Consider the following 14910-nt stretch of genomic DNA (forward strand, 5'->3'; position numbering starts at 1 on the left):
TGCAGGTTCAGTGCTTAATTCAGTATGGGTTCAATTACTGACCTTCTCCGACAATCGTTTCTGGACGGGACACCGGTTTACCTTCAAGCAGGCACTCGATGGCATGGGCAACACCGTGCTCCACATTGGTCAGCGTTATGGCTTTGGCTAATGCCTGGATTTCGGGTTCGCCATTACCCATGGCGATGCCGAGTCCTGCCATTTTTAACATGGAGACATCGTTGAAGTTATCACCGATCGCTACTGTATCTTCCATGGAGATGTTCAGGTGAGCCGCCAGTTTGGTGAGGGCATTACCTTTGGATACGTCCGGGTGCTGCATTTCGAAGTTATGCTCAAAGGATACAACCATGGCGACATCGGATCGGGATGCGAAGTATTCTCGTCCTCTCTTTACTTTGTCCGGATTCATGGAGAAGGCCATAATATTATAGACGTAGGCTTCTGCCGGAATTTCCAGATGGCTGTTTACGCGGTGATAGTCTTTTTTGTCATAGTGTTTCTTGATGGAGCGAATCATGCGTGCAATGTCCTCACCAGGGTTCGAACCAAGAACACGTTCCATCTCGGCGAGCAAGGTCTCATGACTGCTACGCGGGGCATAGATGCCTTGTTGCGTTGAAGCCTCATAATAGACATCATGATCTTCCAGCCACTGCATGACGGAAGCTGCTGTATCACGCTCAAGCGGAAGATGGAATAAACGTTCACCGTCTGCATCATGAATTGTCGCTCCGTTAGAGCCGATAATTGGGGTTTTGATTCCGCCTTCGCGGCTGATGGTCACAACATCGGAATAGACACGTCCTGTAGCAATGGTAACCTTCATACCGGATTGCTGGGCCTTTTGGATGGCTGCGGCGTTCTCCGGGCTAATCTGGCTATCTCTGTTCAACAAAGTTCCATCTAAATCTGTGGCAAATAATTTCATATATTTACAACTCCTTATCATCTGTTGGTTCAGGAATGAGAATCTCAACCTGTTGTTCAGCTAGAAAAACAAGCCATTCTTTGGTTGGCCATTGATCCGTAATCAATACATCCACCAATGACCAGTCGGCAAAACGATAACCATAACGTCTATCAAACTTGGATTGATCTGCAAGAACAACAACCTTCTTGGCAGCTTTCATCATTTGGTGTTTAATTTTCCCTTCCTCTTCGGAAGCGCTGAAGCCATCCATGGTGATACCGCCAATACCGATAAAGGCTTTATCTACATAATAGTGGGAGAGAGTCTCAATAACAGAGGTACCGTAGACATAACGTTGTTCCTTATCTACTTTGCCTCCGAGCAAACGAATCTGGACAGCAGTGTGATTGGAGAGAAGATCAGCGGAATGAATCGAATTAGTAATGACGGTACAGGATTTGCCGTCTAAGTTCTCGGCACAGGCCTGCACAGTCGTGGAAGAGTCCAGAATAATGATCTCGCCTTGCCTTACAATGGCCGCAGCAAGTTTGCCGATGGCCCTCTTTTCCTCAGATACATCGAGTAAACGGTCTTTGTAGGATCTGAATTCTTGCGGAGGAGGGGGGAGAATCGCGCCGCCACGGGTTCGGATAATGGCATCCTGTTCCTCAAGCTTAATCAGATCCCTGCGTGCAGTATCCCGTGATACATCAAACAAGGCGACAATATCATCGGCTGAGATGCGATTGTGTTTGCGTAGATGTTCAACAATGAGCTGCATTCGTTCTTCTTGAAACAAACATGTCACCTCCGAGTGTATGGATGACCGTACTTATACTTATACTGATACTTTAATTATAAGTATTCTTAATGTGATTTGCAATATTATAAGTGAACGTAAGTTTTTATAAGTGTTTTAATGAATAGTTAACATTGTTCCTGCACGGGGATGACACTGGCATGAATGGGGAGATGGCTAATATTAGGGATCTGAAGAGCCGTGTGCCAAAGACAAAAACGCTTGAAAAATAAATTTTAAAAAAAGTATTGCAAGTTCAAATTGTCCTGTGGTATAATCATTCTTGTCGCCAAGAAAGACAACTTGTTATTAAGGCCCGTTGGTCAAGGGGTTAAGACACCTCCCTTTCACGGAGGTAACAGGGGTTCGAATCCCCTACGGGTCATATCTTCACCACCTCATGAGATCTACATTTTCGATGAGTAATCCTCAAAGTCATTGCTCTTATAGACAAGAATGAAGCATGGCACATCCGGTGAAGTTTACAGCAAGAGCCATTAGCTCAGTTGGTAGAGCACCTGACTTTTAATCAGGGTGTCGAAGGTTCGAGCCCTTCATGGCTCACCATTTTTACAATTGAATATGCGGTCGTGGTGGAATGGCAGACACGCTATCTTGAGGGGGTAGTGGGTGTATACCCGTGGAGGTTCGAGTCCTCTCGACCGCATCACAGCAACAATATAAGATAGACTTCTATGATCATTCATGGGAGTCTATCTTTGTGTTATACGATATACATCATTCTGTGCCAGGCATATAAAGGCTGAGCATTCAGGAATAATGTGGTATAATTCAAGCAGATGAGTTGATTATTACGGTTGGAAGGCGGTTCTTGTATGCAGTCGATCTATGAGCGAATTGAACACCTGATTGCCGAACGAGGAATGACCAAGAAGGCTTTCTGCCAACAGCTGAAGATTAGCACAGGCAATCTGGGTGATTGGAAACGTGGCAAGTCTATTCCGAGTACGAATAAATTAATTGAGATTGCTTCGTTTTTTGATGTGAGCCTCGACTGGCTCATGATTGGACGTCCATCGAAGGAAGCGATGGTTCGGGAAAAACGGGAGGATTATTTTTTTGACGTTTTGCGGCAATTGAATTGCCAAGAAAGTGAATTATCGACTGTGGAACAGTCTTTTATCAGCGAATATATTGAGTTCACCCGTTACCGCAAATCGAAAGAAAGTAAGGATGCAGGCGACTATCGCTATAAACCTGAGAACAAATCAGAGAACGATTCTGAGGAAAACGAAGCGTAAGTGATATGAGCAGCATCCATAGACTGAATGTACAAAAACCTCTGGACTAATCCGAACACACTCGGAGACAGTTCAGAGGTTTTTTGTGTTAACCATGCATGCTTCATGCCCTTATTTACGAAAGACAAGAGTTTCTTTGCCCAGCAGATGGGGGCGGAGTGTGTTCCAGATCTGAAGACACTGCTCCTGAAGCTCCCAAGCTGCCATGCCAAGGAGTCGAACGCCGATGCCTCCGGTTGCCAGCAAACTTGCACCTGCGAGCATCCGTCCATCTGGTGGCAGCGCGGATCTGACTTGCTCCAACTCCGCAGTACCAAGCCCCGGTGCGATCATCCACAACGCAGCGGTATGGGTATAGTGAAGGAGAGACGCGGAGTGTTTGGGATCATCGGTATCCGGTTCGAGTCCGAATCGATCCCAGACAGCCAGTTGTTCACCTTGCCATATCTCCGTCAAGCTACGGTAACGCTCGAATTGGAAAGCTTCTCCCCGATGAATCCGTCCGGCAGACCAGATATCTGCATAGGCCAAGATTGCCCTTTCTTCCAGCTCAAAGGTTACAGCGAGCGAAGAAGAACTTCCTTTGAAGGGAATGACGCATTCAGGAAAGTATTCCAGCGTGGCCCCTTTTCCCAACCGAAAGTAATGATTAACGGATGAGGGAATGGAAGGTGTAGGATGAAGTCTGGTAGCAGATGTGCTGCTCAGCATGACATGGGTGCCTTCACCTAATTCCCATTCGGAATGATAATGATCCCCGTTAAGGACTCCGGGAGAGACGTCTGACGTGTACACACATAATTCGGTTCCGCCTCCGGGAGGTCGAAAGGATCGGCTAAACCGGAGAGGTGCGCTGTAATAACGATCAGTCATGACAGTCCGGTCGCCTTGAAAGGCAAAGGTGGCCCGAAGCTCGCTGCGGCGTGTGACGGGCGCACCTGCACTTTCATTCCCATTTATCTCTGTTCCCGTGGGGACAGAAGATAAATTAATGCGAGTGAGTGCCATGTTCATGGCTGTGTGAATGCAGATGTGCAGCGGAAGCATCGTCATCCATATATTGATGTTCAAGCCAGTGGACAATCTCGGATACACCTTCACCGCTCATTAGATTAGACATGACATAAGGGCGGCCTTCGCGTACCCGCTCGGTATCATTTTTCATAACTTCCAGGCTTGCTCCAACGTAAGGGGCAAGGTCGGTTTTGTTGATTAACAGCAGATCTGAACGTGTGATGCCGGGACCGCCTTTGCGAGGAAGTTTTTCTCCTTGAGCAACGTCGATAATGTAGATGAACACATCAGCGAGTTCCGGACTGAATGCAGCAGAGAGATTGTCGCCGCCACTCTCGATGAAGATCAGTTGCAGATCCGGGAAGCGTTCAATCAACTCGTCAACCGCTTCGAAATTCATGGAGGCATCCTCACGAATAGCCGTGTGCGGGCATCCGCCTGTCTCTACGCCGATAATACGCTCTGGTGCCAGTGCATTCTGACGCAGCAAGATTTCGGCATCTTCCTTGGTATAAATGTCATTCGTGATGACAGCAAGGCTATAACGTGTACGCAGTGCCTTGGACAGCTTCTCCACCAGGGCTGTTTTACCTGAGCCTACCGGTCCACCAATTCCAATTCGCATCGGACGACTCCGATCAAATGCCTTACGTTCCCACTCCGGATGATGCGTATGATTAGCTCCTCCACACATAACAATTCCTCCTTGGTTAGATAAAAGTATTAGTTATGACATAAACAGCCGCGCGGGTAAGGTCTCATGCCGCATGGCGTAGATTTCCTGGGCGATTCCGAAGCTGTGCATATCTTCGGGGTCATTGTCCCGTATGAGAGCCCATTCCGCTTCGATATCATCAAGCAGTTTCTGAATCAACATCTGCGCTTCGGTTTGTCCGATGGGCAGCAGGCGAAGTGCGCTGTTCACATAAGCGTTCACTGAGGTATACAGATGCCCGGTAACGGCTTCATCCAATTCAATCTCCAACTGATAGTTGATATAACCGTGAATGGTTGTGATGCCGCAATACGCGCCATGTTCCCGTATGGCCTTATCAATCAGGGAAAAGTCCATCCATGGATAGAGTGAACGGGCCAGCTTGAGCAGTCGTTTTCCCATTTTGTGGCCGCTTTCCCTGAGTTCCCGAGGGGAGCGCTGGGCGTGGACACGTTTATCATACAGGGCAAGTAGATCGGCATCTTGCTGTTTTATCGCCTGATAGACGCCTTTGATGGCAAGACCATCTAGTCGTACAAGACTGGAATGAAGCTGGCTGCGAATAAACTGTTCAAGCTGCGCGGTATTTTGCACGGTGCCATCATGCGTGTAAGCTTCCAGACCGAAGGAATGGGAGAAACCACCGATGGGCAGGGCCGAATCCAGCAGCTGAACATAACGGAGTAGCTTCGTGCCACTGTTCATCATGAGTGCCCCCTTATCAGCTAATCCGTATTTCTATCAAAACATAAAGTACCGCTGTGCCATAGGCAACTCGTCTGCGGGTTCACAGGTGAGAAGCTCGCCGTCGGCGCGTACCTCATAGGTCTCGGGATCGACTTCAATGACAGGGGTGACGTCGTTATGAATCATGTCTTTTTTACTGACCGAGCGACAGCCCTTGACGGGTTCAACCCGCTTTTTCAGGCCCAATGACTCTTTGATCCCCGCATCTGCTGCGGCTTGGGAGACAAAGGTGATGGATCCGCTGGCAATGGCGCTCCCATAAGCTCCGAACATGGGTCTGCCAAATACCGGCTGAGGTGTCGGGATGGATGCATTGGGATCACCCATCTGGGCGAATGTAATCATGCCACCCTTGATGACAATCTCGGGTTTAACGCCGAAGTAAGCCGGTTTCCATATGATTAGATCGGCCAGCTTTCCAACTTCCACCGAACCGACGAGATGACCGATTCCGTGTGCGATAGCTGGATTGATGGTGTATTTGGCGACATATCTCTTGATCCGATCGTTATCGGAGGGAGAATCCGGGTTGAGTTCAAGTTTACCGCGCTGTTTTTTCATTTTGTCGGCTGTCTGCCACGTACGGATAATGACTTCGCCCACTCGGCCCATGGCCTGTGAATCGGAACTGATGATGCTGAACACGCCAAGATCATGCAAAATGTCTTCTGCTGCGATGGTTTCGGGACGAATCCGTGAATCGGCAAAAGCGACATCTTCCGGGATGGAAGGGTCCAGATGGTGACACACCATCAACATATCAAGGTGCTCTTCTACGGTGTTGCGTGTGTACGGTCGTGTTGGGTTGGTTGATGAGGGGATAACGTAGGACTCCCCAGCGGCCCGGATAATATCCGGTGCGTGTCCGCCACCAGCGCCTTCCGTATGGTACGTGTGGATCGTCCGGCCGTTGATCGCAGCCAGGGTGTTTTCGAGAAATCCGGTTTCGTTCAGTGTATCGGTGTGGATAGCGACTTGAACATCATGTTCCCCGGCGGCAGTAAGACAAGCGTCGATAGCGCTCGGGGTAGTGCCCCAATCTTCATGCAGCTTCAGGCCGATTACCCCAGCTTCAATCTGTTCAATTAAAGGTGCGGTACTGGAACTGTTGCCTTTGCCAAGGTAACCGATGTTCATGGGAAAAGCCTCTGCCGATTCTAACATCCGGTGGATGTGCCAGGCTCCTGGTGTGCAGGTGGTGGCTTTGGTTCCTGTTGCGGGTCCTGTTCCGCCGCCGATCATGGTCGTGACCCCGGAGGATAATGCAGTCTGAATCTGCTGTGGGCAGATGAAATGAATATGGGTATCAATGCCGCCAGCAGTTACAATCATGCCTTCACCAGCGATGATTTCGGTGGAAGCACCGATGACCAGAGCGGGATGAACGCCATCCATTGTATCCGGGTTACCGGATTTGCCAATGGCGCAGATGTGACCATCCCGAATGCCGATATCCGCTTTTACAATGCCCCAATGATCGATAATGATAGCGTTGGTGATAACAGTATCAGGAGTGCCGTCACTTCGCAGAGCAGTCGTAGACTGGCCCATCCCGTCGCGGATAACCTTGCCGCCCCCGAACTTGCTCTCATCTCCGTATACGGCATAATCATGTTCAATCTCTGCCCATAGTTCGGTATCTGCAAGTCTTACGGCATCGCCGGTTGTCGGTCCAAACATGGACGCGTACTGTTCACGGCTCATTCGTTTCATGAAGATTCACCCCCATCTTGTATGGGAGGAGAGAACGTCTTCAGGAATGCCTCCAGTTTCAGTGGATCAGGAGCTTGATCCGCAGAGCCTTCGGTTAATCCGTTGAACCCGTGAATCTGGCGTTTGCCGCCAAAGGTTGTGAGTTCAACAGGTTTCTCTTCACCAGGTTCGAAGCGGACTGCGGTGCCTGCCGGAATGTGCAGGCGATGTCCAAAAGCTGAGGTGCGATCAAAGTCCAGTGCTGCATTAACTTCATAGAAGTGAACGTGAGAGCCGACCTGGACGGGGCGGTCGCCGCGGTTAAGGACAATGAGTCGTAGGGTTAAACGATCCGGATGACAGATGATGTCGTCATCTGGCTTCAAACGGTATTCACCAGGAATCATGGTTTCTCCTGCCTTTCTCAGCGTATAGGTTCATGTACGGTAACCAGTTTTGTACCGTCAGGAAATGTGGCTTCTACCTGTACTTCAGGAATCATATCGGGAACACCATCCATACAGTCTTCACGTGTCAGGATGGTGCCTCCGTATCTCATTAATTCGGCAACACTCATTCCATCCCGTGCTCGTTCCATCAGTTCGGAGGTCAACAAGGCGATGGCTTCGGGGACATTCAACTTGAGTCCGCGTGCTCTTCGTTCACGGGCGAGGTTAGCGGCCACGGTAATCAGGAGTTTTTCCTTTTCCTGCTCAGTCCAGTGCAAGGCAATCCGACCTTTCGCTTATAATGTCTGATATGTTCATGGATCATGTTATATGTTAAATATACTCACACAGGGTGAATCCTTTGTCAATAAGCTTCAAGGCATATTAGCAGTATGCATGAAACGAGTAGGCATGAAATAAAATTATGTAAGCTATATTGACATGAAGAGTGTAACCCTCCATAATTTGGATCAACGAACATTTCGGACGCAAATGACCTTAATGTTCGTCAATAGACTAAAAAAAGGGAGTGTAGGCTATTGAAGAAGAGGTCGGTCAAGTTATGGAGTATTTTGCTCGGTGTGGTCATTGTGATGACAGGGTGTGTGGAGGGCACTGCGCCGCCTGAAGCTTCGGGTTCAGGTGGTACAGGAGAGCCGGCTGCCTCCGGTGATACGATTAAAGTTGGCATTCTTCACTCTCTCAGCGGAACGATGGCGATTAGTGAGGTATCTGTTAAAGATGCCGAGATGCTTGCTATTGAAGAGATCAACGCCGCGGGCGGAGTTTTGGGTAAACAGATCGAGCCTGTAATTGAGGATGGCGCTTCGGATTGGCCTACTTTTGCGGAGAAGGCTGGGAAGCTACTACAACAGGATAAGGTAGCTGCTGTATTTGGTGGATGGACCTCTGCAAGTCGGAAGGCTATGCTCCCAGTGTTTGAACAGAACAAAGGTTTATTGTTTTACCCGGTGCAATATGAGGGATTGGAATCGTCGCCAAATATTTTTTATACAGGAGCAACAACCAATCAGCAGATCGTTCCATCTGTAACCTGGTTACTGGAGAACAGGGGCAAGACGTTTTATCTGCTCGGTTCAGATTATGTATTCCCGAAAACGGCCAATCAGGTCATTAAGGCACAACTCGCAGCAGAGGGCGGCGAAGTGGTGGGTGAAGAATACACACCGCTGGGCCATACCGATTACAGTACCATCATAAGCAAAATCAAGGCTGCGAAGCCGGATATTGTATACAATACGCTGAACGGAGATAGCAATGTGGCCTTCTTCAAACAATTGAAGGATGCCGGAATCTCCTCGGATCAGATGACAACCCTCTCGGTAAGTGTGGCGGAGGAAGAAATCCGTGGTATTGGCGCAGACGTATTGAAGGGGCATCTGGCTTCGTGGAATTATTATCAGACAACCGATACACCTGAAAATGCTACATTTGTTGCCAAGTACAAAGAAAAATACGGTGCTGATCGAGTGACAGCTGATCCGATTGAAGCGGGATATGTGGCGGTTTATCTCTGGAAAGCGGCGGTGGAAAAAGCAGGATCAACCGACGTAGAGAAGGTGAAGGCAGCTGCCAAGGGTCTGGAGTTTGATGCCCCGGAAGGTAAGGTAACCGTGGATGGAGAGAATCAGCATATCTACAAAACCGTACGGATCGGTGAGGTGCAGGAAGATGGGCAGTTCAAGGAATTGTGGAATTCTGGTGAGCCTGTCAAGCCGGACCCTTATCTGAAAACGTATGAATGGGGAGCTTCCCTCAGCGCTAAATAACATAGAAACCTCGCAATAAAACAGGTAACTCGCTTCAAAGCAGCCAAAACATAAACGAGGGTGTGACAACACATCCTCTCACCGTATCGCGGTAAAGCGTTACTGTGGTGTAGGAAATGTTGTTGCCGCTAATTGAAGTCATGTGAAATATCGAGAGTCACGGTATGGAGGAGGGGATAGCGATGGATATGTTTATCCTGCAGATGTTCAACGGTCTGAGTATCAGTTCAATTCTGTTGTTGATTGCATTGGGGCTTGCAGTAACGTTTGGGCTGATGAATGTCATCAATATGGCTCACGGTGAACTGATCATGATCGGTGCATATGCAACGTATGTAACACAAAATCTGTTCATGTCCTATGCTCCAGCGGCGTGGTTTGGTGCCTACTTTGTTGTGGCTCTACCGATTGCGTTCATTGTAGCTGCTCTGATTGGCTGGTTGCTTGAAGTGGTGTTGATCAGGCATCTATATGGCAGGCCACTTGACAGTCTGCTTGCGACATGGGGTGTAGGCATGATGCTGCAACAACTGGCCCGTACGATATTCGGAGCGCCAAATGTAGGAGTATCCAGTCCGGCCTGGCTCAATGGGGGATTGGCGATCTCGGATGGCATTGTATTTCCATACAAGCGAATTTTCATTATCGCATTGGTTGCGGTTGTGCTGCTGTGTATGTATCTCTATATCTATCGAACCTCATCCGGAAGACGAATGAGGGCTGTAATGCAAAATCGGAGCATGGCGGGGTGTCTTGGGATTTCGACCAGGCGGGTAGATGGCATGACCTTTGCGATTGGTTCGGGCATTGCCGGAATTGCTGGCTGTGCATTAACGCTCATTGGTCCGATTGGTCCTTCACTTGGTACGTATTATATTGTGGATGCGTTCATGGTCGTTGTCCTGGGTGGGGTAGGGAAATTGGTTGGAACCGTGTGCGGTGCACTGGGGATTGGTATGTTCAACACGCTGTTCGAAACCTATACCTCGGCCTCCATTGGCAAGGTGCTTGTGTTTGTATGTATCGTTGCTTTCCTGCAATGGAAACCACGCGGTTTGGTCGCGATGCGCACACGGAGTCTCGATTAACGTGAAGAAGGGGGTTAGTTCATGTCGGCATTACTCAAGACTGGCAGTCTGAAAATGAGGATTATCTGGGCGGTTGTACTCATCATGATGTGTCTTGCTCCACTAATCTCCACGGAGTTTCGTCTGAGTCTGTTAGCCAAGTTTTTGGCGCTGGCGATCCTGGCCATTGGTCTCGATCTGATCTGGGGTTATGGCGGTGTGTTGAGTCTTGGGCATGGGGTGTTCTTTGGTCTGGGTGGATACGCGATGGCGATGTATCTGAAGCTTCAGGCCAGTGGAGCAACACTTCCTGACTTCATGGGATGGAGTGGTCTCAGTGGTCTGCCATGGTTCTGGGAGCCGTTTCGTTCTTTCCCGGTGGCGCTGTTATTGGGGATAGCCCTTCCGGCATTGCTCGCCTTTGCCCTGGGGTGGTTTACGTTCCGTAACCGGATCACCGGTGTATATTTTACCATCCTGACTCAAGCCTTGGTTCTTATTACGGTAACACTCTTTGTTGGTAAACAGGAATGGACGGGTGGGACAAATGGCATTACCGGATATAATTCGATCTTTGGTTTCACACTTCATTCCGCAGGAACAACAATTGTTCTCTACTATATAACGCTTGCTGTTCTGGTGATCGCGTATGTGCTCTGTCGTCGAATGGTGAACAGTCGGTTTGGTCAAGTGCTAGAAGCTGCGCGTGATGGAGAGAATCGGGTGCGATTCCTCGGATATGATCCGGCAGGATATAAAACGCTGGCTTTTGCTTTTTCCGGTGCGCTTGCAGGCATCGCGGGCATGTTGTTTGTTCTTCAGGTGGGTATTATCTCGCCATCGATGATGGGGATTGTGCCTTCCATTGAGATGGTCCTGTGGGTTGCATTGGGTGGTCGCGGTACGCTTATTGGAGCGGTCATCGGAGCGGTGGTGCTGAATGCAGCCAAAACAGGCATAAGTGAGGCTTACCCTGAAGGGTGGCTGTTCGTTATTGGTGGGCTCTTTGTAACGGTAGTTTTGTTCATGCCAAACGGTATTGTAGGTGTATATCGTCATGTCGTTCGCTTGCTGAAGCGGAGAGGAGAGAGTGCGCATGTCCAAGTCACTCGGGAAAAACCTAAAGTCTACTGAGGAATCAGCGGTGTTAGTAGCCGAGGACATTACGGTGGCCTTTGGTGGGTTCGTTGCTGTCAAAGGCATGAATCTGAAGCTGCATGAACATGACCTGCATTTTCTGATTGGACCGAATGGTGCGGGGAAAACCACGATGCTGGATGTGATATGTGGCAAAACCAAACCGATGTCCGGCTCGGTAAAGATGGCGGATGGTACGGAATTAACAAGACTGAAGGAGCACCAGATTGTTCGCAAAGGGGTGGGACGCAAATTCCAGGCGCCATCGATCTTCGCGGGTCTGACGGTACAGGAGAATCTGACGCTGGCGGCGGAGACTCGCCGTTCTCCTCTACAGGCCATCGGTATTCGTCGATATGGAAAAATGAGTGCTGCCATGGAGCATGTTACTCTCCAGATTGCTCTGCAAGACCGTATTAACGCCCGTGCAGGAGCATTATCCCACGGGGAGAAGCAGTGGCTGGAGATCGGTATGTTGCTCTTGCAGGAGCCTCGTGTGTTGTTGCTGGACGAACCAGCGGCGGGCATGACGGATGAAGAGACACACAAGACCGGACGACTTCTGCAAGAAATTGCGCGTGAGCGCTCGGTTGTGGTGGTGGAGCATGATATGGAGTTTGTGCGAGAGTTTGCAGCCAAGGTGACCGTGATGCATGAAGGCAAATTGTTGAAGGAAGGTACGATGGCGGAAGTGCAGGCGGATCCGAAAGTGGCAGAAGTGTATCTGGGCAAAAGGAGGGATGACCATGCTGTCGCTGCAACGAATTGAATCCGGCTACGGGGAAAGCAATGTGCTTCGGGGTGTGAGCCTGGACGTACAGCCTGGGCAGGTGGTGTGTCTGATGGGCCGTAACGGTGTAGGTAAAACAACGTTGATGAAAACATTGATGGGGCTGCTCAAAACACGCAAGGGCAATATTCAGTGGCAAAATCAGGAGTTATCCACGTTGGATACAGCCAAGCGTGCAAGGGCAGGGATTGGTTATGTACCGCAGGGGCGGGAAATTTTCCCGCAGCTTACGGTGAAAGAAAACTTATTGCTTGGTCTGGAGACAAGTGCGCCGGGAGTAAAAACGTTCCCGGAAGATGTGCTGGCGATGTTTCCAGTGCTTGCGACGATGTATGGACGGCAGGGCGGGGATCTGAGTGGTGGACAGCAGCAACAGTTGGCATTCGCCCGGGCATTGGCTTCGCGTCCGGGGTTGTTGCTCCTTGATGAGCCGACAGAAGGCATCCAGCCTTCTATCGTGGAGGACATTCGGCAGGTTATTTTGCAGCTCAAGGCAAAGGGGAACCTCTCGGTTCTGCTAGTAGAGCAGAGTATCGATTTTGTACGAAGTGCCGCAGATTACATCTATATCATGGACAAAGGAACCATAACCCTGCATGGGACACCGCAAGAACTGGATATGTCGCAGTTTGAACATCATCTCTCCGTATAGTTGTAGTTAGTCGGCGAGTGGAGGAAGGTTTCAGGAACGCTTGTCCAGGATATTCGAGTATTTGGGATATAACCGCCGGATGCATTCCGGACAGATGTCATGGGTAAATTCGGCGTGGGTATGCTTCTCTAGATAACTCTCAACGGAGTTCCAGTGTTCCTCTTCGTCCTTGATTTGTTTGCAGACGGCGCAAATAGGCAGCAGTCCGCGCAATGTGCGCACTTCAGACAATGCCTTCTTCAATTGGTGTTCTGTCTTTCTCTGTTCGGTAATATCCATGTGTGCAATCAAAGTGAGATCGGTATCCTGAATTGAATTTGCATAAGATAGAGGGGTGAGTTCTACACGAAACCACCTCTTTTCGTTGTATACAGTATACACGCAGATGTCATATGTATGATTTCGATTAAAGGGTATTCCGCGTTCTTTCAAATTCTGTGCGACAAGTGCCATGTTAGCGTTCTTGCCTCGTTTTGCCCAGGCTTCCGTCAGATGCAGGTAATGTCTATGATTACTGTGTGTATCCGGGGATGGTGAGCATTGACCGAGTCCCTGTTGCCAGGCACGGTTACAACTTTGGATAATCCAATTGTGATCAACGATGATGAGCTGGTGACGTATGGACTGGAACGACAGCCTCTCCAGATCGGATGTAACATGTCTCATGGATGGGACCCTCCTTTGGCAGAAATCTTATCTCAGTTCATCTGGAATATCCAAAATATCAGCGACCAGGTGCCTGAATCGGGTTGCTTTGCGTGTGCCGTGAATAAGATTGGATAAACGATAGGGTGGGATGCCATGCTGTTCACAAAAGGTCTTCTGGTCCACTTGAAGTTCGGTTAGCCGTCGTTTGATGGCCCATCCGAACGGTGTAACTGGTTTTTTCTTGTTCAAAAGGGTTCACCCCTGGTTAGAATGTAGTATTCAGCCGCCCTTTCTTCATGTAAAATATATAGAAATGCGAGCTGTATGTTTCATTATATACGTAAATTCGTCATCTAACAATTAAAAAAGACGGAAAAAAGTGTATTTTGTGATGAAAAATGGCGTAAATACGTAAATAAAACAAATAAAATGACAAAAAACACGTCGGCAAGGAGGTTGCCGCGTGTTTTTTAGTTTGTTTGAATAAAGGGGAGCAGGTATGAGGAGGAAGAGGATTAGGCCCTGTAGGCATGAAGTCCAGCTCCAAGCATATGGAAACTGGGGAAAAATGATTTCATGGACATCGAGGTTGGCTGTGCCAGTCCATCCGCAGCCGAGGCGCTGACGGTCTTCCATTCATTCTCCAGATCTGTGGCCAGGCGGACCATCAGATCCTTGGTTGTATCGTTGTTCAGGGGAATGACTTTGGAGGCTTCGGTTATGCAGGCATTCATGGCTGAATGCAGGTAACCAAGGACCGCCTCCTCGACCGGGATGTCGAGGTGGTGGTTAATCCAGGCGTGAACAGTGGAGAGGCAGCCAACCGAATCGTATTTGGCAAAGATCTGTTCGAGCTGGCTGAATTCAATCCAGGGGTGCAGAGCGCGTGCAAGTCTGATCAATCGTTTACCCATGGCGGCAGCTTGTTCTCTGAGATCTCCAGGGGTTCGCTGAACATGGACGAGCTTGTCGATTAGAGCTATCCGCCATGTATCCTTGTGATCTGCTGCGGTATAGATGCCTTTGATGGCCATACCTTCTAGACGAACGATGCTCGGATGCAACTGACAACGCATGAATGATTCGAGATCTTCAGCATTACGAATGGTACCCTCCCTGATATGGATATCCATGCCGAAGGAATGGGTGAACCCTCCAACCTGAATAGAGGAATCAAGCAGTTTGACATAATCGAGCAGCTTATTCCCACGGTTCACAATCATTCGCCTCCTGTG

17 protein-coding genes and 3 tRNA genes are annotated in these 14910 nt (G+C 49.2%); 9 read left to right on the top strand and 11 right to left on the bottom strand.

The window, feature by feature from the left end; all coding sequences use genetic code 11:
• Positions 1 to 34: 34 nt before the first annotated feature.
• Positions 35 to 931: a Cof-type HAD-IIB family hydrolase gene (locus tag QNO02_RS06850; RefSeq protein WP_133386771.1), complete on the bottom strand. Its 897-nt coding sequence runs from the start codon at positions 929 to 931 to the stop codon at positions 35 to 37.
• Between the two features lie 4 nt (positions 932 to 935).
• Positions 936 to 1712: a DeoR/GlpR family DNA-binding transcription regulator gene (locus QNO02_RS06855; RefSeq protein WP_076251528.1), complete on the bottom strand. Its 777-nt coding sequence runs from the start codon at positions 1710 to 1712 to the stop codon at positions 936 to 938.
• A gap of 313 nt (positions 1713 to 2025) precedes the next feature.
• Between QNO02_RS06855 and QNO02_RS06860 the strand changes: the two genes are divergently transcribed.
• The 4 genes from QNO02_RS06860 (at position 2026) to QNO02_RS06875 (ending at position 2974) form a co-directional block, all read left to right on the top strand.
• A tRNA-Glu gene (locus QNO02_RS06860) sits at positions 2026 to 2097 on the top strand.
• Between the two features lie 106 nt (positions 2098 to 2203).
• A tRNA-Lys gene (locus QNO02_RS06865) sits at positions 2204 to 2279 on the top strand.
• Between the two features lie 17 nt (positions 2280 to 2296).
• Positions 2297 to 2379: transfer RNA gene (locus QNO02_RS06870), tRNA-Leu, on the top strand.
• A gap of 169 nt (positions 2380 to 2548) precedes the next feature.
• The gene (locus QNO02_RS06875) at positions 2549 to 2974 is read left to right on the top strand and encodes a helix-turn-helix domain-containing protein (protein WP_036610863.1); all 426 of its coding nucleotides are present in this window, start codon (positions 2549 to 2551) and stop codon (positions 2972 to 2974) included.
• A gap of 111 nt (positions 2975 to 3085) precedes the next feature.
• Here QNO02_RS06875 and QNO02_RS06880 read toward each other — a convergent pair whose 3' ends face one another.
• Genes QNO02_RS06880 through QNO02_RS06905 form a run of 6 tightly spaced genes read right to left on the bottom strand, consistent with a single transcriptional unit; the run spans position 3086 to position 7869 of the window.
• Entirely contained in the window at positions 3086 to 4057 is a 972-nt protein-coding gene (locus tag QNO02_RS06880; RefSeq protein WP_289391530.1) for an urease accessory protein UreD, read from the bottom strand.
• The gene (ureG, locus tag QNO02_RS06885; protein ID WP_017690021.1) at positions 3963 to 4682 is read right to left on the bottom strand and encodes an urease accessory protein UreG; all 720 of its coding nucleotides are present in this window, start codon (positions 4680 to 4682) and stop codon (positions 3963 to 3965) included. The genes QNO02_RS06880 and ureG overlap by 95 nt, the downstream gene beginning before the upstream one ends.
• 33 nt (positions 4683 to 4715) lie before the next feature.
• A complete protein-coding gene (locus QNO02_RS06890; protein ID WP_289391531.1) occupies positions 4716 to 5411 on the bottom strand; it encodes an urease accessory protein UreF in 696 nt (231 codons plus the stop codon).
• A 33-nt stretch (positions 5412 to 5444) separates the two neighbouring features.
• Positions 5445 to 7163 (bottom strand): urease subunit alpha, encoded by a 1719-nt coding sequence (gene ureC / locus QNO02_RS06895; protein ID WP_091015311.1) that lies wholly within the window; start codon positions 7161 to 7163, stop codon positions 5445 to 5447.
• Entirely contained in the window at positions 7160 to 7549 is a 390-nt protein-coding gene (locus QNO02_RS06900) for an urease subunit beta (protein ID WP_076209471.1), read from the bottom strand. The genes ureC and QNO02_RS06900 overlap by 4 nt, the downstream gene beginning before the upstream one ends.
• Positions 7550 to 7566: 17 nt before the next feature.
• A complete protein-coding gene (locus tag QNO02_RS06905; RefSeq protein ID WP_076209470.1) occupies positions 7567 to 7869 on the bottom strand; it encodes an urease subunit gamma in 303 nt (100 codons plus the stop codon).
• Between the two features lie 261 nt (positions 7870 to 8130).
• On the opposite strand from QNO02_RS06905, the gene urtA reads away from it, so the two are divergent.
• From urtA to urtE, 5 genes are all read left to right on the top strand, one after another.
• A complete protein-coding gene (gene urtA / locus QNO02_RS06910) occupies positions 8131 to 9381 on the top strand; it encodes an urea ABC transporter substrate-binding protein (protein WP_091033636.1) in 1251 nt (416 codons plus the stop codon).
• A gap of 182 nt (positions 9382 to 9563) precedes the next feature.
• A complete protein-coding gene (gene urtB, locus QNO02_RS06915) occupies positions 9564 to 10469 on the top strand; it encodes an urea ABC transporter permease subunit UrtB (protein ID WP_036610830.1) in 906 nt (301 codons plus the stop codon).
• A 21-nt stretch (positions 10470 to 10490) separates the two neighbouring features.
• Positions 10491 to 11582, top strand: a complete 1092-nt coding sequence (gene urtC / locus QNO02_RS06920; RefSeq protein WP_091033633.1) for an urea ABC transporter permease subunit UrtC — start codon at positions 10491 to 10493, stop codon at positions 11580 to 11582.
• Complete coding sequence (gene urtD / locus QNO02_RS06925; RefSeq protein WP_091033631.1) at positions 11545 to 12354, top strand: urea ABC transporter ATP-binding protein UrtD; 810 nt, start codon at positions 11545 to 11547, stop codon at positions 12352 to 12354. Before urtC ends, urtD begins: the two co-directional genes overlap by 38 nt.
• A complete protein-coding gene (urtE, locus tag QNO02_RS06930; RefSeq protein WP_062833124.1) occupies positions 12332 to 13027 on the top strand; it encodes an urea ABC transporter ATP-binding subunit UrtE in 696 nt (231 codons plus the stop codon). Before urtD ends, urtE begins: the two co-directional genes overlap by 23 nt.
• Before the next feature lie 30 nt (positions 13028 to 13057).
• On the opposite strand, the gene QNO02_RS06935 is transcribed toward urtE, so the two are convergent.
• From QNO02_RS06935 to QNO02_RS06945, 3 genes are all read right to left on the bottom strand, one after another.
• The gene (locus tag QNO02_RS06935) at positions 13058 to 13693 is read right to left on the bottom strand and encodes a nitrogen regulation protein NR(II) (protein ID WP_133386778.1); all 636 of its coding nucleotides are present in this window, start codon (positions 13691 to 13693) and stop codon (positions 13058 to 13060) included.
• A 27-nt stretch (positions 13694 to 13720) separates the two neighbouring features.
• Positions 13721 to 13924, bottom strand: a complete 204-nt coding sequence (locus tag QNO02_RS06940; RefSeq protein ID WP_017690011.1) for a hypothetical protein — start codon at positions 13922 to 13924, stop codon at positions 13721 to 13723.
• A 266-nt stretch (positions 13925 to 14190) separates the two neighbouring features.
• Complete coding sequence (locus tag QNO02_RS06945; RefSeq protein WP_162158974.1) at positions 14191 to 14892, bottom strand: urease accessory protein UreF; 702 nt, start codon at positions 14890 to 14892, stop codon at positions 14191 to 14193.
• Between the last annotated feature and the right edge of the window lie 18 nt (positions 14893 to 14910).

The organism is Paenibacillus sp. PK1-4R (assembly GCF_030369595.1).
In the GTDB taxonomy this organism is placed as follows: domain Bacteria; phylum Bacillota; class Bacilli; order Paenibacillales; family Paenibacillaceae; genus Paenibacillus.